This window comes from Streptomyces sp. NPDC059373, from assembly GCF_042751495.1.
In the GTDB taxonomy this organism is placed as follows: domain Bacteria; phylum Actinomycetota; class Actinomycetes; order Streptomycetales; family Streptomycetaceae; genus Actinacidiphila.
The window spans coordinates 343,533-363,698 of sequence record NZ_JBHYXC010000003.1 but is presented as its reverse complement, the minus strand read 5'-3'; the positions used below and the strand labels follow the sequence as shown (position 1 = coordinate 363,698).

Here is a 20,166-nt window from a genome sequence, read left to right as displayed (position 1 = left end):
AGTCCGTCTCGTTGCCGCGTCGCTATCGTGGGGGACGCCCCTACACCGCAGGAGGCAGCACGAATGCGTGGTCTCGGAGATCACCTGAGCATCGGGGAGCGGATCGCGTTCCACCGGAAGCGCCGTGGCTACACGCAGCAGGTACTGGCCGGGCTTGTCGGTCGTAGCACTGACTGGCTTGCGAAAGCGGAGTCCGGTCGGCGGAAGCCGCCACGTATCGACATGCTCGCCGAACTAGCCCGCGTGCTCCGCGTTCCGCTCGGGGAATTGGTCGGCCAGCCCGTGCTCATGGAGGACGACAGGCAACAGGACGATGTCCCGGCCGTGCGGGACGCGTTGATGAGTCCGCGTCGTCTCTCCCGGCTGCTGTTCGGACCGGAAGCTGAAGCGCAGCTCCCGAGCCCCGGGCCGACCGCCGAGCTCGTGGAGCAAACGTGGGACGACTACCAGGCGGGTCGGCTCGGCCGAGTGATCGCCGGGCTCCCCGGCCTCCTTCAGACAGCCCAGGAGCTTGAGGACCGCGCTGCTCGCTCCTCCGCCGCGGAACGCCGGGACTGCTGGGCCGTCTCTGCCCGGGTACATCACCTCGCCGCGACGACGCTCGCCAAGATCGGGGAATCGGATATCTCGTGGCTCGCCGCTGAACGGGCCATGCGGGCCGCCGACGAATCGGACGACCCGCTGGTGCTGGCGTCCGCCGCGCGGTCCGGCACACATGCCCTGCTGGCCAATGGCCGGTATGACGACGCGATGGAACTGGGCCACACAGCATCGGTGTGGCTGTCGACCCGAATCGATGAGAGCGATCCAGCCGCCCTGAGTCTGCTGGGCATGATCTACCTACGGGCGGCCATCGCCGCAGCCCGGCACCAGGACCGGGCTACGGCAACAAGTCTCTTGAACCAAGCTGAGGTGCTTGCCAGCCGGCTCGGCTCCGATGAGAACTACTGGCAGACGAGCTTCGGGCCGACGAATGTCGTGCTGCACCGGCTGTCGGCGGAACTGGACCTCGACAACATCTCGTACGTCGTGGAATACGGTGAGGTGGACGTGGACCGCATGCCTCCGGAGCGAGGCGTTTCCCACCGCATCGACTACGCCCGCGCCCTGGCGCTGGCGGGCCAGGGGGATAACGCGTTCGCTGAGCTGCTCACGGCCGAGCGCGCGTCGCCTCAGCTCGTACGCAACAATCCCCGTGTCCGGGACACGCTGCGGGACCTGATCAGGCAGTCCCCGATTACCGGCGGCGCTCGTTCGTCGGAATTGTTCATGATGGCTCAACGATGCAGGGCGGTGCAGTGACCACCAAGAAACGCGGAGTCCTCGGAGTCGTGGGCACAAGCGCCGGCGGAGTCGAAGCCCTGCGCACCGGGCTGGTGGGACCGGCTCTGGCGCGCGGGTGGCAGGTCGCCGTGACGCTCACGCCGACGGCTGGTCGCTGGCTGCGGATGAGCGGCGAGGCCGACCGACTGGAGCAGCTGACCGGCCTGCCGGTGCGAGACGAACCACGGCTGCCGGGCGAGGCGAGGCCGCATCCGAGCGTGGACTGTTACGTGGTCGCCCCTGCCAGCGCGAATACCGTGGCCAAACTCGCGACCGGCATTGCCGACAACCAGGCGCTGACGCAGGTGGGGGAAGCCATCGGCACCCTGGAGCTACCAGTTGTCGTCTTTCCACGGGTGAATGCCGCCCACGCCCGCCACCCCGCATGGCGGCGCCACATCGCCGCGCTGCGAGAGGCCGACGTTCACCTCGTCTACGGCCCAGACATCTGGCCACTGCACGAGCCACGCGCGGCGCCCCCGGGGCGGGACCTGCCGTGGGCAGCGGTGCTGGACGCGATTGACCGAGCCACGCAATGACGTTCCGTCAACCCGCTTGATCTGCATGAACAGAGGACTCGGACAAACTGTCCGGGTCCTCTGTTCATGGCGCATCGAAGCTTGCTGCCATGCCGGAAACGCTCGATCAGCGAAGCGCGGGAACCACACAGATGGACCGCCGCACCCAGCAGTACGGGCCGTTAGGGCCCGTCGACGCCGCTGTCCGCTCTGCCGGAGTCCGGAGATACCGGGAGGGACAGCGGTGACGGCGATCCTCCCCACCGAGGACTCGGCGCCCGCCAGGACAGGGCTCCGGCGGGAAACGTGCGTGAACATCGCCCCGCAGCTCCACCTCGCGGCCCGCGTACGGCACGCGGTCGTCGTCGCCCTCCGGCTGTGGGGTGTCCCGGAAGTCGCGGACGACATGGGGCTGATCGTGACCGAACTGGTCGCCAACGCCATCCGCCATGGAGCCCCGGACGGCGTGAGCGTGATGTTGGCGCTTTCCGACAGCGCCGCGGTGCTGGAGGTCGAGGACAACAACGGCGGACGCCCGGCCCTACGGCAGACCACCGAGGACGACGAAGCAGGGCGGGGCCTGATCCTCGTCCAGGCGCTGGCCGACCGGTGGGGATGTCGGCCTGGTACCTGCGGGCGGAAGACCGTGTGGGCGTCGCTCACGCTGCCGGACCGTAGGGGCCATCGCCGGGGGGCGTCCTGGTGGGTGCGTTCTGCACTTCCGGCCCCACGCTCCGCCCCTCGCGAGGACGGATGACCAGCACCGACCCCGGCGCCACATCGACAGCGGAGGTAGAGCATGCAGATGAGCATCGTGGTTGCGGTGCGGGGCAATACGGGTGCCTTAGGTGGCCTGGCCACGGCGATACGGGCACAGGACTACCCGGCTGGCGACCTTGAGTTGGTCGTGGTGGACAACCATCGGGTGCCGGTGTTGCCGCCGGGACCGTACCGGTTTGGGCCGATGCCCTGCCGGGTCGTCCACGAGACGCGGCCGGGGCTGTCGGGGGCTCGCAATGCCGGGATCCGGCAGGCGCACGGCGAGATCGTGCTGATCACCGATCCGGATGCCCGTCCCGAACCGGACTGGGCCCGGCGGATGGCCGCCGCGCTGGAGACGACGGGCGCGTACTGCGGGGGCGGCAAAGTCGTCCCGTACTTCACCGGCGGGGCCGCCGCCGATGTGCCGGCCGACGTACTCCAGTTGTTCGTGCCGCCAATGTGGCCACAGGTCACCACGGAACTCACCGCCCCGTACTGGGCCGTCGGCTGCAACCTGGCGATCCGCCGGAGCCCGCTGCCGCAGTTCGACACCCGGCTCGGCGTCACCGGTCGGCGCCATCTGAGCTGTGAGGAACTGGAATTCACCGTCCGCGCCCAGCACAGCGGGCATCTGGTGGTCGTCGCGCCGGATGCCGTGGTCCACCGCGCGATCCATCCGGCCGACCTGACGGCCGCCGCCGTGTGGGGACGTGCCCTGTGGCACGGCGTGTCGGTGGCCCGGCTGCTGGCGATCCACCCCGGCGCGGACATCTACGACAGCTACCGGCTGCGCGACGCACTCGCCCCGGCACGGCTGCGTAGCCGTACAGGCCGACGCAGCGCGGTGGCCGATGTCGCACGGGTCGTGGGGCTGCGGGCTGAACGATTCCGGCTGGCCATGGCCGGGCTGAGTACACACACCGCGAGCGCGGAGGAGTCCGCGACAAAGGAGGAGGTCTTTCATGGGTGACACGCCAATAGCGGTGGGGCTGAACCTCGGGCACGACGGCGGGTGCGCGATCGTCGCAGGGGACCGGGTCGTCGCGATCGCCGAGGAACGGTTGAACCGCACCCGGTACAGCGGCGGCTGGCACGCTGCCCTGGCCTACTGCCTGGATGCCGCCGACCTCACCCTCGCGGACGTCGGCATCGTGGTGTTCTCGTGTGTCGGTCCCCGACTGGAGGACGGCTTCACGGGTGGTCTTGAGCGGTACGGCGTGGATCCCCGCCGGATCGTGTCCGTCGACCACCACCTGTCGCACGCCTACGGTGCGTTCTGCCTGTCCGATGTCGACGAGGCGCTGGTCGTGGTGGCCGACGGATCGGGCAACGACTACCAGACCGAGAGCTACTTCCTCGCCGACCGTACGGGGCTGGCCCGGGTTGGCGGGAACCGTGCGGGCCGGCCTCGGGCGGGTGGAATCGGCGCGACGTACGAGGCGGTGTCGAACTGGCTCGGCTTCGACGGGCAGGAGTCCGGCAAGACCATGGCCCTCGCCTCCTACGGCGACCCCAAGGTCATCGACCTCCCGCTCTTCGACGTCGCCGACGCCCAGGTCGAGGGTCGTCTGGAACGGACCCACGACCGTGGGCTGGTGGAGTTCGCCACTGCTGCTGGGCTCGATCTCGGCAGGCCGTACGCCTGGACCGAGCCCCGGGCACGGGACCTGGCCGCCTGGGCACAAGCCCAGACCGAGGACGCCCTTGTCGGGATCGTCACCCACCTGATGGCCGAACACCGGCAGACCACCGTGTGCTTCGCCGGCGGGGTCGCGATGAACTGCGTCGCCAACGAAGCGATCCGCCGCCGCACCGGCGCCAACCTGTTCGTGCCCCCGCCAGCCTCGGACCGTGGCCAGGCCCTCGGCAACGCCCTCCACGGCATCCACCGACTCACCGGCAGCGTGCCGAGCCTGCCGCTCACCGGACGGGACTCCTTCGGCCGCACCTACACCGACGACCAAATCCACCTCGCGCTGCGCAGACACCCCTTCTCCGGCCTGACCGAACGGCACCCGCACCGCCCGTTCGCCTACCGGCGCGAGTCCGATCCGGCCGCCACGGCGGCCGAACTGATCGCGCAGGGCAAGCTGATCGGCTGGTTCGACGGCGGCAGCGAACTCGGCGCCCGCGCGCTCGGATCCCGCAGCATCCTCGCCGACCCCCGCAAGGAGGCGACGCGGGATGTGCTCAACACCAGGGTCAAGCACCGCGAGTTCTTCCGCCCGTTCGCCCCTGCGGTGCTGGCTGAGTACGCTGACATGTGGTTCGAGCTCGACCGGGCCAGCCCCTATATGCTCTTCGCCCCACAGGTAAACGCACAGCACCGGGACCAGCTCGGCGCGGTCACCCACGTCGACGGCAGCGCCCGCGTCCAGACCGTCGACCAGGCCGTACATCCGGCCTTCCACCGGCTGATCACCAGGTTCGAGGAACTCACCGGCGTACCCGTCGTACTGAACACTTCCTTCAACGACACCGAGCCGATCGTGGAGACCCCGGCCCACGCGGTGGCCACGTTCTGCCACACCGACCTGGACGCACTCGTCTTCAGCAACGGCTTCGTAGCGGTGAAGACCGATGCCTGAACCCCACCAGAGGCTGCGCGTCGCGGTGCTCTTCGACACCGCCGGCTTCCAACGCTCCCTCCCTCTGACCGGAGCCGCCGCCCGCACCCTGCACCTGAACAGGCACCTGGCGAAAGCTGGGGCGGAGGTCACCCTGCTGCTGTGCGACCTCAACCCCCGCTCCAGACCCACCCACCGCTGGCCATTCCCGGTGCAGTACCTGCCGTACGAAGCCGTGTACGAGGACACCGGCCCGCTCACCGCGCAGGTGAAGGACCTCGCCCCGGACGTGCTGATCATGTCCAACACCCAACTGACCGTCCGCTACGGACGCGCCCTCGCCGACGCCGCCGGAGCGGCCCTGGTGTACGAGATGCACGACGACGAGGCCGCCGTCGCCCGGACTATAGGCAGCGCCGAGTGGGAGTGCCGCCAGGCCGCCGTACTCCAGGCCGCCAGCGTGGCTGCTGCCGATGCCGTGGTTGCCTTCACCCGTCGTGACGCGGACCTCGCGACCGCTCTGCGCGCGGCAGCCGTGCACGTCGTACCGTGTGGCGTGGAGCCCGGCCCAGCCCCACTCGGCGAGCAGGAGACTGCAGGCTCGGCGGCGTTCGTTGGCAACCTCTACTACGAGCCCAACGCCCGTGCCGCCGCCTTCCTCCGTACCCGGCTCGCCCCCGCGCTCGCGCTGCGGGGCGGATCCGTCGACGTGTACGGCCGCTACCCGCGAGCCCTTCGCGCCCTCGCCACTGGCAGCACCGTGCGGCTGCATGGCCCGGTACCCGATCTGCCGTCCGCACTATCGACCGCAGAGGTGGGCCTGGCCCCGCTGGACTCTGGCGGCGGGATGAAGCTGAAAGTGCTCCAGTACATGGCCGCCGGCCTGCCGGTCGTCGGCACCGCCGAGGCCTTCGTCGGGCTGCCGGACCCGGGCAGCTTTGGACTGGTCTCCACCGCCCCGTCCATGGACGACATGCCCGGCCTGGTGGCCCGCCTGCAGGACGACGCAACCCTGCGGCGGCAGCTCGGCACCGCCGGACGCCGACTGGTTGAGACCGAGTTCTCCTGGGCAACGACAGCCCGGCTGGCACTGCACGCCTACCGATCCGTATCCGGCTTCGCAGGACGAACAACAGCACCGGCGGCCGGATCGGGCGACATCCGGGAACTGGCAGGCCGGACACCATACTGGCTGCACGAATGGCGAACACGGGAGGAACCAACCATGGGCGAAACACCTGCACCGGAGACCAGCCGCGAGCACCCGGTGCTGGCACGGCTGGCGAGCGAGATCGACTGCGCCCGCCAAGCCGCCGAATCCGCACTCGACACGGTCTTCGACCACGCGGCGATTGTCGGATACGGCGGTCGGTCCATGGTCTTCCTCTCCAAGAGCGCTGTCCTGAAGGTCTACACACACCGCCCCGCCGAGCGGGCCCGCCGCGAGATCCTCGGTCTCCGCCTCGCCGGGCAAGTTCCCGGCCTACGGATCCCCGAAGTCCTCGGCCAGGACGATGTCGAAGGCGCCCTGTCATGGGTGGCCGCAACCCGCCTGGACGGCAACGCTCCCGACGACATTCACAACCAGGACGAGACGCGGACGCTCGGCGAAGTCGCCGCCCGCCTCCACTCCCTGCCCGCCGACGCCCTCACCGAACTGCCGGCATTCAGCCGCAACATCCGGCCCCTGGACGAGGACGCCCACCCCGTACGCGCCCGCCTGTCCGCCGTCCTCGCCAGGACTGCGCCCGTCCAACACGCCTCGTGCGTAGCCGGGTTCGTGCACGGCGACTACTCCGCCCGCAACCTCCTGCTCACCCCCGGCCTGCCACCCGCTGTGATCGACTTCGAAGGCTGCGGCGTGGGGTGCATCTACGACGACCTCACCAACCTGTACGTCCAGAACTGCCTAATCGACGGCCGCGAGGCCGCCCTCGCCCTGTCTGGATACGAAGAGGAGGGCGCCCGCCTCGGCCGCACCTCAGGCGTGGACGCTCGGCACCTGCTGTGGCACACCGCCCGCTACTTCCGCTGGGTCCTGCAATGGGCCGTTGAGATCGACACCGCACTCGCTGACCAGGTCACCGCCCTGGCCCCCGGCGTCCTGGACGCCTTGGAATCCGAAGGGACGCCCCGCCTGTGATCGTCCTCGACGGCATGCCAGGCACCGGCAAGACCACCCTGCTCAAACGGCTCCGAACCGCGTTACCGCACCACCTGGTGGTCTTCCCGGAGGCCCAGCCCCCAAAGGACAGCTCCTCGGACGCCGAGACCGCCCGGCTCCTCCTGGGCAAGGCGCGTGGCCGCATCGACGCCGCTCGACACCTGGCGCGGACCCGCCCGGAGGTGATCGTCACCTCCGACCGCGGGCACATCGGGGTCCTCGCCTACCGGTACGCGCTGGCCGCCACTGGCCGGGCCCCGCATAGCGACTTCGAGCACGCACTATCCCTGTGCCGCGACCTCGACCTCATACACCCGCGCCCCGACGTCACCACCCTGGTCCTGCTGACCGATCCCGACACCTCGATCACCCGGCGGGCCGCATACGCACATGACGAGCGCTACCGCCAGTGGTTCGACCACGGCTTCCTCACCGCCTACCGCGACTTCCTCGACAACCTGCAGGTCTGGCTCCCCACCAACACGTTCACGTCGCTCGACGTCACCGACACCTCCGGCTGGCCGGCCCTGCTCGACGCACTGCCGCACCACCTCGCCCGCCAAGTCCCCTCGGAGGAAGCGCTGACCAGACGATCGGAGGCGATATGAAGCACGGGCCCACAGCGGCGACCACCCGCCGCCTCCTGACCGCCCTGGCAGCGCCCCCCGACAACGCGGCCACCTCCGATGCGGCGAACGGACTGCGCGCCACAGCCGAAGGGATACAGGCCTTCCTCGCCGAAGCCGACGAACACGACGTCCAGGCCGTGCCCGCCGAGGTCCTGCACGCGTGGCGTAACTCCCTGGACCGGTTCCACCGTGAGCTGGAGCGGGCCGACTCGGGCGAATGGTCGCGCTGGCGGCTGCCTGGAACATGGCTCGACTCCCACCTGCGCCTGCGGTCGCTGATCGCCCACGAGGTCGGCAAGGCGTACTGGGACGACCGGCCCGAGATCCGGTACGCAGACATCGACATCGAGCGCTACCTGTGGGGTGCCCGATGACCTCTCCATCCGCTCAGGAGAAGTCCGTGGACAAGTACATGCGCACCGCCGCCGTCTTGCGCGACCTGCTAGGCGGCACGGACAACATCGCCTCACTGACCCACTGCGTCACCCGACTACGGCTCACCCTCACCGACCGCGCCCGCGTCGACGACACAGCCCTACGAGACCACCCTGCCGTCCTGGGAATCCTGGAACGGGACACCCTCCAGCTCGTGGTCGGGCCGGCCGCCGTCGCTCCGCTGGCCGCAGCACTCGCCCAACTCCTGACCGCCCAGTAACAGCAGCCTCTGCCGGGGCAGCACAGCGGGACCGTCACCGCCAGCCGGTCCGATGCGCCGTCCACGCCAGCGCCGCCGCAGCCTCCCGGTCCTGATAGGCCCGCAGGGCGGGCCGCGACCGGCGGCGGCGCGCCAACTCCCAGTGCCCGGCCACCGACACGGCCAGCGCTGTGACCGCATCGGGATCCGCCGACGCCCAAGCAGGAATCCCGGCCAGGGCCGCTTCCGCCGATGCCGGCGTGTGGCCTTCCATGATCAGATACGGGACAAGCCAGGCAACGTCGAACCACGCGGCCCCGCGATACCCGAACGCCCAGTCGACAACGAACACCGCCCCGCCAGTGTGCTCGCGCAGCATATTGTCCGGCCGTAGATCGGCATGCACAAGGGTGTCGCCCTCCGCCGCAGGCATCCATCGCGTCTCCCACTCGATCAGGTGGGCGAGATGTCGCGCGCACCACGGCGCGAGATCGCCGGGTGGGTCGGCGTCCAGCGCCCGCCAGCAGTTGGAGACCCGGGCCATCGCCTCAGCCACTGGCCGCGCACCGACATACGGACACGGCGAGAGCACCTCCTCCATGGACGTCACGGTGGCCAGGACAGCCGGGAGATCGGCAGAGTCCGGGGCCAGGCTGGGATGACACCCGTCGACGTCATCGAACAGCAGCAGAATCCAGTCCTCGACTCCGTCCGACCAGAGCAGGGCTGGCGAGGAGAAGGCGGACGGAACGGCCGCCGCAACGGCCGCCTCATGCTCGTACATTCCCGCCAGCGGATGCTCCGTCGGTACCCCCTTGACGAACACTCGCCGACCATCCACCAGAAGAAGCCGGGCAGCCAGACCAGAGGTGAACCCGCCCTCCTGCGACACGGCCTGCAACACCGCGGCGCCGCTGCGGTCCGTGATCTCACCGCGTACTGCGGGCGGGAGATCCCCCCATGTCAGCCGAGTCGCTGAACTGGCACGCATCCGGTACTCCTCCAAGAACAGCAGCGTTGGCAGCTCGGCGAGCGAACGCCCGTCCGGGCCAGGGCGCCGCGTGAGCGTGAACGCTCCGGATCGATGAGAACCCCGGCGTGCGCTTCAACTAATACCTCCGCCACGTCCGCGGTGATCCTGCTGCGCGACCACGTCCAGCAGCTCCGCAGGCACCGCTGGAAGGCAGTTGAAACTTACGGCATCAACTTCCCTCACGCCCTCGAGCAGCTTCCTCCAGATCATGGAGGGAATGACACACTGGTGGACTCAACTGGCGGATCGCTCATGGGAGATGATCGAATGAGCACGACCCCCGACACCACAGTCCGCACCGGCGGCTGTCTGTGCGGGCAGATCCGATTCACCGTCACCGGCGACCCGGACTATCCCCACGTGTGCAGCTGCACGCACTGCAAGACGCTGTCGGGCGGTCCAATGATGGCCTGGGTATCCTTCAACCTGGGCGGGTTCACCTGGACTGGCCCAGGCGGCGAACCGTCCTGGCACTACACGTGGCCGGTCTCTAAGCGCGGGTTCTGCCCGGACTGCGGAAGCCAGGTGTGCGCCCAGGACGACGGCGCCGAGAGTATCGCGCTCACCTTCTTCGCTTTGGACGACTCAGCGGACCTCGTCCCGGTCAACCAGAGCTTCCGCGACGACGCGGTCTCCTGGCTGCCCCAGATCTCCAACACTCAGCACAGCACAGTCGCCTGAACCGCTCAGAGGACCGGGCGGTGGGTGGCGCAGCGCCACCCACCGCCCGAGCGCCGTTGGCATTCGTGGCCCAATTTTAGAGGTCGTCTCGGCTGGTGCTGAAGCGCCTGGAGTGATGCTTGATCCTCCAGGAGTTCAGGCGTGGGAAGTGTTGTTGAGCAGCGATCTCGGGCGGTTCAGCCGCCAGACCACGTCGGTCCGGCAGTCCGAGGGAGCTGCGGGCGGGGTTACCTGTTCGCGCCGGATTTCGGCGAAACCCAGGCGCCTGGGGATGGCGCCGCTGGCCGCGTTGGCCAGGTCGTGCACGATTTCTAGGTACGCCACGTCCGGAAGCGCGAACGCCTCGGTGACCATGGCCGCTGTGGCCCGGGTCGCGATTCCCCGCCCGATGGCGGAGGGTTGGAGCCAGTACCCAATGAAGTGTCCCTGTGGCTCACTGGCACGGTAGAGGGAACAGCTGCCGACGAGTGCGCCGTTCATGGTGATCGCGTAGGTGTACGCGTCGCCGCTCTGCCAGTTCGGATCGCAGCGGGCGAGGAAGTCGCGGGTGTTGCTGGCTGTGGCGGGCCACCCACGGCATCCACGGCCTCAGGTGGTCGAGCGATTCTTCGATCATCCGGAACAGGGCGTCGAAGTCGCTCTCCGCCTGCCAGCGCCGCAGGGCGAAGTCCTGACAGCCAATGTTCTCCTTCGGCTGCTCCATGGCGGCATCGTCGCTCCCGAGAGGGGATCACCGCAATCAGATATGGGTGACGGTCAACCTTCCTGTCTGGCAAGGCGGCGATAGCAGATCAGGGCGGCGGTGTAGGCGTTGGCACGCTGCCGGCCACGCCACAGATCTCTCCACGGTCCACCGGAGGCGGCCCAGGCGCTGGGAGGACTCGATGCCCTTGCGGGCGATGCGTGAGACGATGCTCCGGGAGTGGAGAATCGCATCGGTCCTCGCCACACGGCGGGAGGTGGGATTTTCTTCGTTGCGGGCGCAGTGGCAGCCCCTCTACTCTCGGGTGCAACGCGTTGAGGGAGCCGAGTACCCGAGGGTTCATGCGGGCCGAGAGAACCGCCGGTAGCTGTGAAGGCGGTCTCGCGCCCCGAGGGGAAGACACTCCTGAGCGTGGGGAGGAAATGCCCCACCGGCCGGCCCCCGTCATCGGGCCTGAATGAGGCCGTCGCTTCGGCGGCGGCGAAAGTGCGGTGGCACCGCGAGTTGCCCTTCTCGCCCGCACTCCCAAGGGATCAGACGAAGTCCTGGAGGACTGCGATGATCCACCCTACGACCCGCGTACTGTCTGCTCAGCTACCTGAGCTCGTGGGCGAAACTGTCGAGATCAGCGGCTGGCTCCATCGCCGCCGCGCCCTGAAGACCGTCACCTTCCTCGTACTGCGTGACCGCTCCGGCCTGGCCCAGGTCGTGCTCACCGGCGAGGGCGGCGACTTCCCCGAAGAGACGGTGCTGCGCGTACGCGGCAGCGTCACTGCCAACCCCCAGGCGCCCGGAGGCGTCGAGTTGACCTCTCCGGAGATCGAGGTCCTGTCCAGCCTGGCCCAGGCACCGCCCTTCGACCTCTACCGGCCTACGGTCCCGGCCGGCCTTCCGACGATCCTGGACCATGCACCGGTCACCTTGCGTCACCCCTTGCTGCGGGCCCCGCACCAGATCTCGTCGGCCTCGGTCGCCGGCTTCCGCAGCGCGCTGGACGGCCTGGGGTTCACCGAGATCCACACCCCGAAGATCGTCTCCTCGGCGACCGAGTCCGGTGCGAACGTCTTCGCGCTCGACTGGTTCGGCCGTGAGGCCTTCCTCGCCCAGTCTCCGCAGTTCTTCAAGCAGGCCATGGTCGGCGTATTCGAGCGGGTGTACGAGACCGCCCCGGTCTTCCGGGCCGAGCCGCACGACACGGCCCGCCACCTGGCGCAGTACACGAGCCTGGACGCCGAACTGGGCTTCATCACCGACCACCGTGACGTGATGGCTGTGGTCCGCGAGGCGGTCGCTGGCATGATCGAGTCGGTGACCGCCCGCGCTCACGAGGCTGTGGAACTGCTCGGGGCGAAGGTGCCCGAGGTGCCGAAGGAGATCCCGCACGTCCACTTCGCCGACGCGATGCGCATGCTCGAAGCCGACGAGCCGGACCTCGCCCCGGCGCATGAGCGGTGGCTCAGCGAATGGGCGCTGCGCGAGCACGGCAGTGAGTTCCTGTTCGTCACCGGCTACCCGATGACCAAGCGCCCCTTCTACACCCACGCCCAGCCGGACCGGCCGGAGTACTCCAACAGCTTCGACCTGCTCTTCCGGGGCCTGGAACTCGTCACCGGCGGACAGCGGCTGCACCGCCACGAGGACTACCTCGCCGCCCTCGCCGCTCGCGGGGAGCCGGCGGAGCCGTACGCCAGCTATCTCTCGGCCTTCGCCCACGGCATGCCCCCGCACGGCGGCTTCGCCCTTGGCCTGGAACGCTGGACGGCCCGGCTCACCGGGGCTGACAACGTCCGCCGGACGACCTTGTTCCCCCGCGACCTGCACCGTCTGACGCCCTGACCCTGAGCCGGGTGAGTGCGATGCCAGGGTGGTCAGGGGAGCCCTGCGTGCTCCGCTGACCACCCTGGCAGTGCGTGTCAGCTCCTGACATCCGGCTCCGGCCCGGGGACTCGTCAGCCGCAGCCCAGGCCAACGGTGTGTAAGACGTTCCAGCGGTAGGCGCGGTCCTCTCTGCGTAGTTCAACGAGCCGCACGTTCTCAACCAGGAACTCCTGAGAGGGCAAGGTGCGCAGTTCGAGGACTTCCTTGCGCACGAGGGCCGCGTCTGTCGTCTGGTTGCAGTAGGCGACGCCGAGGTGCGGACGGAAATCTCGCGTGGTTCGATGCCTGCCCAGCCCCGCGTCGTTGTTGGCCTCGGAGACGGCGCTGTGAAGGTCCCAGAGGGGTTTCCACGGAGCGAGGCTCATCCGGACCGCACCCCTGGAGCCGGCTATAGGTATCGCCCGGACTACGAATGGCGACATCCTGCTGCAGCGGACCCTGGCAGCCTCAACGGCTGACTCCAACGTGCTGGATGAGACGCGGTTGACGTCGCCGAGCCGGGCGATGGTGATGTGCAGGCTTTCAGGAGGGACGAGGTCGAACGCCAGCCCTCCAAGGGGACGTTGGCATCGCTCGGCCAACTCCGCCACGGCTGGGGCATCCACGGTGAGGAACCAGTAGAAGCGCCGGGCGTCCGCGTCCCAGCCGGGCCGATCCCAATGGCTGCGCATCTCCGGAACGGCAGAGAACGCATTCCAGTCGTGTTCTGCGATGGCCAGAGGCTCGGTGAGCGACGGCGGGGGTTCAGCGGGGAAGGCTGCGGAACTGGCCGACTCGTGGACCGGCATTGCCGGGCTCCTCCAAGGCATTCGAGGATTGGTGTAGATCTTCTGAGGGTGTGGTGCAGGTCGCTGGTCTGCTGCGATGCGCAAACGGGCTAGTCGGATTCACCCTCACCCTCAGAAGAGCTGCCCCCTTCCGGGGCCGCCGCCACTATGAGTTTGTTCAACCGAACACCAGCGGCATGTACTCGCAGACACCCCATGCCTCGACAGGGTGGAGGACGCGAGGAGGCCACGTCGTCGGGCGCGGGTCAGGCCACAGCGGAACCAGAGCACCCCGAAAGGCAGACGTGAGGTTCCACCTCGACGGCCCAAGGACCGGGTCAACGATCGTGTGCAGCAGCAGCGATCCGAGACCGATGGTCACGGAGAGAATGTTCGGCGGGTCATCGGGGTCCGCAGACTCGCCGTCTATCACGTACAGCATGCCTCGGCACTCGGCACGCAACGCCAGTCTTCGTCGTCGACCGCGGCGGCCCACACCATGCACTCTGGAGTCGGCCGCTGGTTGGCGTAGAAACCCTCATAGACCGGCTTGAGCGGGGCCGGCTCCGAACTGGTCCGTTGCGCCATCAGGCTGGTCTTGACCGCCCACGTCGCTATAGACGTTGCCGCGTCAGCGGCGAGCGACATCGATAGTCTGCCGCGGATCATCGCCGATAAGACGGGGCGAGCCTCGGCCTCGATGTCGTTCATGAAGCCGTTGTTACACCGGTCGCAAACCACCTTGACGGTCGCAGAGTTGAAGGTCTCCCTCATCTCCCGGTGATGCGGGCCGTCGACCGTTCGCTCGGGCTGAAGAAGCACGATGGCCTGGTCTTGGCCGCGGAATCGCGCCTGCTCGGGCAGCACGTCACTCAGCCACCGGGGTATCACGTGCTCCCTGGTGAGACCGGTGCCGCCGCAGAACACGCATCGTCGGGCCATACGAGCAGCCTGCTCCTCGCGTGTCGTCTCGGCAAAGGGATTTGGGGCAGGCCGGTTCGGCAGTGAGCCGGACGTTCGAGCTCCGCGTCAGGCCACGGAGCTACTACTGGGGCTCGGCGAGGACAACGCTGCGCGAGACCTCAGTTACTCTCGCGCAACCCCTGCACCTGTGCGGCGCACCCCCAGGACAGGGTGACACCGGCACCTCCATGGCCGTAGTTGTGAAGTACCAGGGTCCCGTCCGGTAGCCGTTCGCCCTCCACGCGGACTCGGTGACGAGTAGGTCTGGCTCCGACGCGGTGCGCGATGATCTCGGCATTGGTTAGCCGTGGTTCGACCAGCGTGCAGCGGGCCAGGATGCTCTTCGCCACTGCATCGTCGGCGTCCAAGTTACCGTCCCCATCGATGGCGGTTCCGCCTAGGACAGCGGTGTCGCCGTAGGGGTAGATACACAGCAGGTCGGGGGAGAGGCCGGTGTCCTCGGAGAAGAACTCGGTAAGGCCAGGGTTCGTGACGACGACGTGCTGGCCGCGTATCGGCCGCAGATCCGGGTCGGGGACCAGAGCGCCGGCTCCTAGGCCTGTGCAGTTGACGATCGCTGAGGCCGGCCCGGCTTCGTAGAGGGAGCGCAACGTGCGCTTCTCGATCACCGCTCCCGTGTTCAGCAGTCGCCGTTGGAGGTAGCCGAGGTAGACCGGCATGTCGATGAGGGGGACCGTGAAGCGGTAGCCGGAGGTGAAGCCGTCCGGGAGTTCGGCGGCCTCACAGGGGCGGAATCCGGGCAGTGCGGTGGCCCAGTCCGGTGGTGAGTCGGCGTGGCGGGAAGCCTCGGTGCCGCGGGTCAGCCGTACCCCTGTGGCAGGATCAGCGGCCAGTTCGCGGAAGGTATTCAGGGAGTGCTGGCTCCACTGGTCGACCTTGTCCTTGGGCTCGACCAGGTAGGGCCCCCACATAGCGCCGGCGGCCAGGGAGGTGACGCCGGGCAGTTCCCCGGCGATCACGTGTACCTTCGCCCCGGCTTCGGCCAGGACAATGGCGGTGGTGAGCCCGGAGACCCCGGCTCCGATGACGACGACGCGATCGCTTGTGGCCATGGTCCCCGACCCTAGCGGGGAGGCTGAGGCCTGGAGGAGTGTTGAGCGAGAGCGTGTTCGAGGGCGGGCAGGAAGCTGCTGACGTGGGCATTGCGCTGTCGGCGTCGCAGATCGACAGCGAGCTGCTGCAACAGGGCGGTGCTGCGTGGTGAGCGCACGGCGTCCAGGCGGTTGGCGGCGATCTGGCCAACCTCGCAGGCCAGTTCCAGTTCCCCGCGGGCACTGTGGCCGAGGGCGAGCCAAGCGCCTTCGAAGAGGGCTCGGCGTTGGCTGGGGTCGCCTCGGGGGACGGTGTACGCGCCGGTCGTGAGCAGGGCCGAGCCCTGGCTGAGGAAGCCCTGGGTCGCCGTGGTGTTCCCGTCTCGCTGCTGGGCGCGGCCGAGCTGGATGAGGGCGTATCCGGCTTGGCAGTCGAGGTGGTTGTCGGTGAGGAAGTACATCCAGCGTGGCTCTTCGCCGTTGCCGCGTCGTTCGATCAGTTCGCGTGCGGTATCCCGGGTGCGGGCGAAGTCGATGGTGCGGCCGGCGGTGGCGTAGGCGTACGCGAGTCGGGAAAGCACTGAGGCCCGCACGGCGAGGGGCGCGGCGTCGCTTGCACGGCGGGCTGCCTCGCCGAGGGCGACGGCATCGGCTGGGTGTCCACGGCTGGCGGCCTGGAAGGAGAGGTCAGCGAGAATGTGGGCGCACAGCGGCAGGTCGTTGACCTGGTGGGCGGCGCGCAAGGCAGTGACGAAGTACCTCTGGGCCAGGCCATGGTCGGCGGCGTCGAAGGCCATCCATCCGGCGAGCTGGCCGATCTCGGCGAGGGCACGGATGAGGCGGGTTGTGACGGCGTCGGAGTGCCCGCCCTCGTGGATGAGGAGACCCACGGATCGGAACTGAGCTCCCACGTACGGGAGATGCCGGGCACCGCCGTGTTCGTCATCGAGGAGCTGGAGCAGTGGGAGGTTGTGCTCGACCTGGTCGACTAGAGGATCGGCACCCAGGGGTGCGCTCATGCGGGGCGCGTAGGTGCCGCGTCCGGCTGTGCCGTCGAGGTACTGGGAGACTACGGCGGTGAGGCCTGCGCCGGAGATGGCCAGGAACCGGCGGCGGTCGACGAGTCCTCCCAGCACCCAGTCCTCCACGATGTGGCCCAGCCCCTGCACCGTCCAAGGGCGCGTGAGATCGGTATCGGCCGGGATCAGCATCGGGGAGTCCGCCGCGCGGCCCTGCCACAGCTCCGCCACCGATATGACCCTGCCCAGTTCCTGGGATAGCACGTAGGCGGCCATCGCGGGCAGGGGCGAACGAGGTAGTGCTCCAGCATCGCGCCAGTGGTAAGGCGCGGACTCGGCCGCCGTGCCGGTGCCGAACACCCGATTGAGCTTGCGGGCCAGGACCTTCGGGCTCCAGCTGAGCTCCTCCAGGCACCCGGCCAGCACGGTGTTCGGCTGCCCTGTCCTCGCGCTCATCGCTCACCGCCTCACGGTCTTGTGGACCGATGTTCCGGAACCCGACCATGGTGATGCCCCGATCAGGCCATGCGCGCACTCCTTCACGGAAGTTGACCGAGTTGACCGCTTGATCAGCTGATGCCGACGCGTCGATGTCGGCTGTCCTTGAGTGAAGGCAGAAGGCATCCCCTTCGCCGCCGACGCAGGAGGGACCGGGGTCTTGGACAGCCACGTGAACGTCTCCTATGACCGGTCGTGCGCCGTGCTCGACCACTCGACGAGCAGCCAGTCCACCGGCTGCCTGGTCATGGACCTGCCTTTCAGCGCGCTCGCGGCCAACGCTGCCCGCAGCGCGGTGGCCGCCGCGCTGACGGGGCTCGGCGCCGAGGATCTCGTGGACGGTGCCCGGCTGGTCTGCTCCGAGCTGGCGGCCAACGCCTTCCGGTCCGGCAGCCCACCGCTGGTGCTCACCATTGACTGGGCAGCCGGGCCGGGTGACCTGCTCGACGTGGAGATCCTGCTCACGGACGGCGGCAGCGCACAAGTCGAAGACCACCGCACCGAGGCCGACCTGCCAGCCGATGACGCGGAGGAAGGACGTGGGCTGGGCATCGTCCAGATCCTGGCCGCCAAGTGGTCCCTTGACGTCGGCACCGACATCTCACGGGCCTGGTGCCTCCTGCGTTCGGCCACCCGCACACCCGCAATCGCTGGAGGAGGCGCAACGTGATCATGGGAAGCTTGCACGCAGCCGCTGGTGCACGCCCGATCAATGAGCCTCCTCAGTCGGAGAGGTCTGCGCTCCCGCGCGTCGTCGTTGCCCTGCACGACGGCTTCTACGGGGCAAGTTCGGGCACCGGCTTCAGCAACCGGGCGTTCCTGACGGCGCTGAGCCGGCTGTTACCGCCCGGACGGCTCGTCGTGGTGCCTGTGCATCCGCCTGCTGATCAGGATCGGCATTGGACCACTCAGATGCGGGCGATGCTGGACGCCTGCGGAGCCGAGATCGTTCCCATTCCCGACAGCCGCGGACTCACCGAGTCCGTACGCGGCTGCGAATCGCTATGCCAGCTTGTGGCGGAGCAAGCCACGCTGATCGCCCATCCGTCGGGACCCTGCCTGCTGATCGGCCTCGACGTGCCGTTCCTGGGCCTGGCTCCGTACCTCCCCGACGACGTGGACCTGCTTCTGGTCCCGCGTTCCACCGCGATGCTCGCTCATCGCGAGGACCACAGCCGTATCCGCTGGGAGCGGGCCGGGTTGGCCTCGGCGGCTGCTCGGGGTAGCCGGATCGCGGCGATCTCCCAGCACATGCGATGGCACCTCGGCCAGGAATACGGAGTTCCTCGACGCGCGCTCTTGGACTTGACCAATGGCCTGCTGCTGGATGAGGAGGCCGTCCAGACGTCGTCCGTTCTCCCGCTTCCTGTGCGGGCCCAGGCGGGCTTCCTTCTGGCGATGGGCCGAGCGGTCCCGGAGAAGGGATTCGAGGACCTCCTCTTCGCCCTTGCCCTCCTGCGCGGCCAGGGCATCCGCGTCCCGCACTTGGTACTGGCCGCCACGAGCACCGCCCCGCAGGGCAACGCCTACCAGTCGCTCCTCGCTGAGATCATCCGCGAGTCCCCAGTGGACGCCACGCTCGTCACCCGCTTCACCCCGGCCGTACGTAGCTGGCTGCTCAGCCCCGCTCTGCGGGCGGTGATCGTGCCTTCCCGTGAGGAGCCGTTCGGGCGGATCCCGCTGGAGGCCTTCGCCGCGAAGGCCGGCCCCGTGGTCGCCTCCCGCGCCGGAGGACTGGCCCAGACCGTACTGGACGGGGTGACCGGCTTCACCGCCGCGCCTGGTGACCCAGAAGGCCTGGCGGCGGCGATCCACCGCGCCCTGACAGCGTTGCCTCGCGAGCGCGAACAGCTCGAAAATGCCGGCAGCGCCCTCCTGGCTGCCCGGCACGACTACCTGGCCACCATCCGCACCGCACTGACCGAGTGCGCTCCCTGGGCTATGGCCTCCACTGCACGCGAAGGGGGTGAGCCGCGATGAGCCGCCCCGTGGTGTTGGTACACCTGGAGTCCCCACACCCTTTCTGGCACCTGTCCGGGGAACACGAGCGCACCCTGCGAACGGCTTTCCCCACCGTGGACTTCCGCAATGCCACCGCCGCCACCGTCCGCCACGAGCTGCCAGAAGCCCAGGTCTACTTCGGTTGGCGCTTCGCCCCCGACTGGCTCTGCGCAGCCCCGCAGCTGGAGTGGATCGCCTCTCCCGCGGCCGGAACGGACCACCTGCCGATCGCCGCAGCCGAAAGGGCCGGCGTCATCGTGACCCGCTCCTACGGATTCCACGGCCGCCCTATGGCCGAGCACGCCATGGGGCTGATCCTGGGCTTCTCGCGGGGCCTGTTCACCAGCAGCCGCCTCCAGCAGACCCACCGCTGGTGGAAGGACCACCTTGCCGAGGAATTCTTCGACCTGGCCGGCGCCACCATGACCATCGTCGGCTGCGGCAGCATCGGCGGCCATCTCGCCCGCGCCGCCCGCGCCTTCGGAATGCAGGTCATCGGCGTACGCCGAAACCCGCCGCCCACCAACCGCTACGGCCTCACGTGGATGCGTACGGAGGACATCCGTGAGGCGGTTGCCAAGGCAGCCGTTGTCGTCGACCTGCTGCCCGCCACCTCCGACACGGACCGCCTCTTCGACCGCGACGTCTTCGCCGCCTTCAAGGCCGGGGCCCTCTTCATCAACCTCGGACGGGCCTCCACCGTCGACCAGACCGCGCTTCTGGACGCCCTGGACACAGGCCACCTGCGCGGCGCAGCCCTGGACGTGACCGACCCCAGGCCCCTGCCGACGGGCCACCCGCTGCGCCGGCACCCGCGCGTCGTCATCACCCCGAAGAGCGCCGCCTTCTGCCGCACCTACATGGACGAGGCTGTGGCGTTCTTCGCCGACAACCTGCACCGCCACCTCGCCGGATGGCCGCTCAATGGGCTCGCCACGGCATCCACCGCCCGCCCCTCGACCGCAGGAGGCTGA

20 protein-coding genes and 2 pseudogenes are annotated in these 20,166 nt (G+C 68.9%); 14 read left to right on the top strand and 8 right to left on the bottom strand.

From position 1 onward, the window contains the following. The first annotated feature begins 63 nt into the window (after nucleotides 1-63). The 9 genes from ACFXJ5_RS09560 (at nucleotide 64) to ACFXJ5_RS09520 (ending at nucleotide 8,618) form a co-directional block, all read left to right on the top strand. Entirely contained in the window at nucleotides 64-1,302 is a 1,239-nt protein-coding gene (locus ACFXJ5_RS09560) for a helix-turn-helix domain-containing protein (RefSeq protein WP_384629217.1), read from the top strand. After that, on the top strand, nucleotides 1,299-1,862 hold the full coding sequence (locus ACFXJ5_RS09555) for a flavoprotein (RefSeq protein WP_384629215.1): 564 nt from the start codon (nucleotides 1,299-1,301) through the stop codon (nucleotides 1,860-1,862). Before ACFXJ5_RS09560 ends, ACFXJ5_RS09555 begins: the two co-directional genes overlap by 4 nt. A gap of 289 nt (nucleotides 1,863-2,151) precedes the next feature. Next, nucleotides 2,152-2,598: an ATP-binding protein gene (locus tag ACFXJ5_RS09550; protein ID WP_384629212.1), complete on the top strand. Its 447-nt coding sequence runs from the start codon at nucleotides 2,152-2,154 to the stop codon at nucleotides 2,596-2,598. Nucleotides 2,599-2,646: 48 nt separating this feature from the next. Next, complete coding sequence (locus ACFXJ5_RS09545; protein ID WP_384629209.1) at nucleotides 2,647-3,573, top strand: glycosyltransferase family 2 protein; 927 nt, start codon at nucleotides 2,647-2,649, stop codon at nucleotides 3,571-3,573. Beyond that, on the top strand, nucleotides 3,566-5,191 hold the full coding sequence (locus ACFXJ5_RS09540) for a carbamoyltransferase (protein ID WP_384629205.1): 1,626 nt from the start codon (nucleotides 3,566-3,568) through the stop codon (nucleotides 5,189-5,191). The genes ACFXJ5_RS09545 and ACFXJ5_RS09540 overlap by 8 nt, the downstream gene beginning before the upstream one ends. Further along, nucleotides 5,184-7,313: a phosphotransferase gene (locus ACFXJ5_RS09535; protein ID WP_384629202.1), complete on the top strand. Its 2,130-nt coding sequence runs from the start codon at nucleotides 5,184-5,186 to the stop codon at nucleotides 7,311-7,313. The genes ACFXJ5_RS09540 and ACFXJ5_RS09535 overlap by 8 nt, the downstream gene beginning before the upstream one ends. Further along, complete coding sequence (locus tag ACFXJ5_RS09530) at nucleotides 7,310-7,942, top strand: AAA family ATPase (protein ID WP_384629199.1); 633 nt, start codon at nucleotides 7,310-7,312, stop codon at nucleotides 7,940-7,942. The genes ACFXJ5_RS09535 and ACFXJ5_RS09530 overlap by 4 nt, the downstream gene beginning before the upstream one ends. Then, entirely contained in the window at nucleotides 7,939-8,337 is a 399-nt protein-coding gene (locus ACFXJ5_RS09525; protein ID WP_384629198.1) for a hypothetical protein, read from the top strand. The genes ACFXJ5_RS09530 and ACFXJ5_RS09525 overlap by 4 nt, the downstream gene beginning before the upstream one ends. 26 nt (nucleotides 8,338-8,363) lie before the next feature. Further along, nucleotides 8,364-8,618 carry a PTS glucose/sucrose transporter subunit IIB gene (locus tag ACFXJ5_RS09520; RefSeq protein WP_384629195.1) on the top strand — a complete coding sequence of 85 codons (255 nt, stop codon included), beginning with the start codon at nucleotides 8,364-8,366 and terminating at the stop codon, nucleotides 8,616-8,618. A 34-nt stretch (nucleotides 8,619-8,652) separates the two neighbouring features. Here ACFXJ5_RS09520 and ACFXJ5_RS09515 read toward each other — a convergent pair whose 3' ends face one another. Continuing rightward, nucleotides 8,653-9,603, bottom strand: a complete 951-nt coding sequence (locus ACFXJ5_RS09515; protein WP_384629193.1) for a phosphotransferase — start codon at nucleotides 9,601-9,603, stop codon at nucleotides 8,653-8,655. A 294-nt stretch (nucleotides 9,604-9,897) separates the two neighbouring features. On the opposite strand from ACFXJ5_RS09515, the gene ACFXJ5_RS09510 reads away from it, so the two are divergent. Next, the gene (locus tag ACFXJ5_RS09510) at nucleotides 9,898-10,311 is read left to right on the top strand and encodes a GFA family protein (protein WP_384629191.1); all 414 of its coding nucleotides are present in this window, start codon (nucleotides 9,898-9,900) and stop codon (nucleotides 10,309-10,311) included. 135 nt (nucleotides 10,312-10,446) lie between these two features. Here the strand turns inward: ACFXJ5_RS09510 and ACFXJ5_RS09505 are convergent. From ACFXJ5_RS09505 to ACFXJ5_RS09495, 3 genes and pseudogenes are all read right to left on the bottom strand, one after another. Next, a pseudogene (locus tag ACFXJ5_RS09505) lies at nucleotides 10,447-10,824 on the bottom strand (GNAT family N-acetyltransferase); the annotation flags it as partial. Next, nucleotides 10,745-11,014: a hypothetical protein gene (locus ACFXJ5_RS09500; RefSeq protein ID WP_384629189.1), complete on the bottom strand. Its 270-nt coding sequence runs from the start codon at nucleotides 11,012-11,014 to the stop codon at nucleotides 10,745-10,747. The pseudogene ACFXJ5_RS09505 and the gene ACFXJ5_RS09500, both read right to left, overlap by 80 nt. Before the next feature lie 84 nt (nucleotides 11,015-11,098). Then, a pseudogene (locus ACFXJ5_RS09495) lies at nucleotides 11,099-11,233 on the bottom strand (IS5/IS1182 family transposase); the annotation flags it as partial. Between the two features lie 387 nt (nucleotides 11,234-11,620). Here ACFXJ5_RS09495 and aspS point away from each other — a divergent pair. Beyond that, nucleotides 11,621-12,850, top strand: coding sequence for an aspartate--tRNA(Asn) ligase (gene aspS / locus ACFXJ5_RS09490; RefSeq protein ID WP_384629186.1), 1,230 nt, complete (start codon nucleotides 11,621-11,623; stop codon nucleotides 12,848-12,850). A gap of 113 nt (nucleotides 12,851-12,963) precedes the next feature. Here the strand turns inward: aspS and ACFXJ5_RS09485 are convergent, their stop codons facing one another. The 4 genes from ACFXJ5_RS09485 to ACFXJ5_RS09470 all read right to left on the bottom strand — a co-directional run bounded on the left by ACFXJ5_RS09485 (nucleotide 12,964) and on the right by ACFXJ5_RS09470 (nucleotide 17,149). After that, nucleotides 12,964-13,680 carry a 2'-5' RNA ligase family protein gene (locus tag ACFXJ5_RS09485; protein WP_384629183.1) on the bottom strand — a complete coding sequence of 239 codons (717 nt, stop codon included), beginning with the start codon at nucleotides 13,678-13,680 and terminating at the stop codon, nucleotides 12,964-12,966. 408 nt (nucleotides 13,681-14,088) lie between these two features. Continuing rightward, nucleotides 14,089-14,601 (bottom strand): hypothetical protein, encoded by a 513-nt coding sequence (locus tag ACFXJ5_RS09480; RefSeq protein ID WP_384629182.1) that lies wholly within the window; start codon nucleotides 14,599-14,601, stop codon nucleotides 14,089-14,091. A gap of 140 nt (nucleotides 14,602-14,741) precedes the next feature. Beyond that, entirely contained in the window at nucleotides 14,742-15,695 is a 954-nt protein-coding gene (locus tag ACFXJ5_RS09475; RefSeq protein WP_384629180.1) for an FAD-dependent oxidoreductase, read from the bottom strand. An 11-nt stretch (nucleotides 15,696-15,706) separates the two neighbouring features. Beyond that, nucleotides 15,707-17,149, bottom strand: a complete 1,443-nt coding sequence (locus tag ACFXJ5_RS09470) for a carph-isopro domain-containing protein (RefSeq protein WP_384629178.1) — start codon at nucleotides 17,147-17,149, stop codon at nucleotides 15,707-15,709. Between the two features lie 202 nt (nucleotides 17,150-17,351). Between ACFXJ5_RS09470 and ACFXJ5_RS09465 the strand changes: the two genes are divergently transcribed. From ACFXJ5_RS09465 to ACFXJ5_RS09455, 3 genes are all read left to right on the top strand, one after another. Beyond that, nucleotides 17,352-17,861 (top strand): ATP-binding protein, encoded by a 510-nt coding sequence (locus ACFXJ5_RS09465; RefSeq protein WP_384629175.1) that lies wholly within the window; start codon nucleotides 17,352-17,354, stop codon nucleotides 17,859-17,861. Nucleotides 17,862-18,103: 242 nt separating this feature from the next. Continuing rightward, a complete protein-coding gene (locus tag ACFXJ5_RS09460) occupies nucleotides 18,104-19,171 on the top strand; it encodes a glycosyltransferase family 4 protein (RefSeq protein ID WP_384629172.1) in 1,068 nt (355 codons plus the stop codon). Continuing rightward, nucleotides 19,168-20,166: a D-2-hydroxyacid dehydrogenase gene (locus ACFXJ5_RS09455; protein WP_384629169.1), complete on the top strand. Its 999-nt coding sequence runs from the start codon at nucleotides 19,168-19,170 to the stop codon at nucleotides 20,164-20,166. The genes ACFXJ5_RS09460 and ACFXJ5_RS09455 overlap by 4 nt, the downstream gene beginning before the upstream one ends.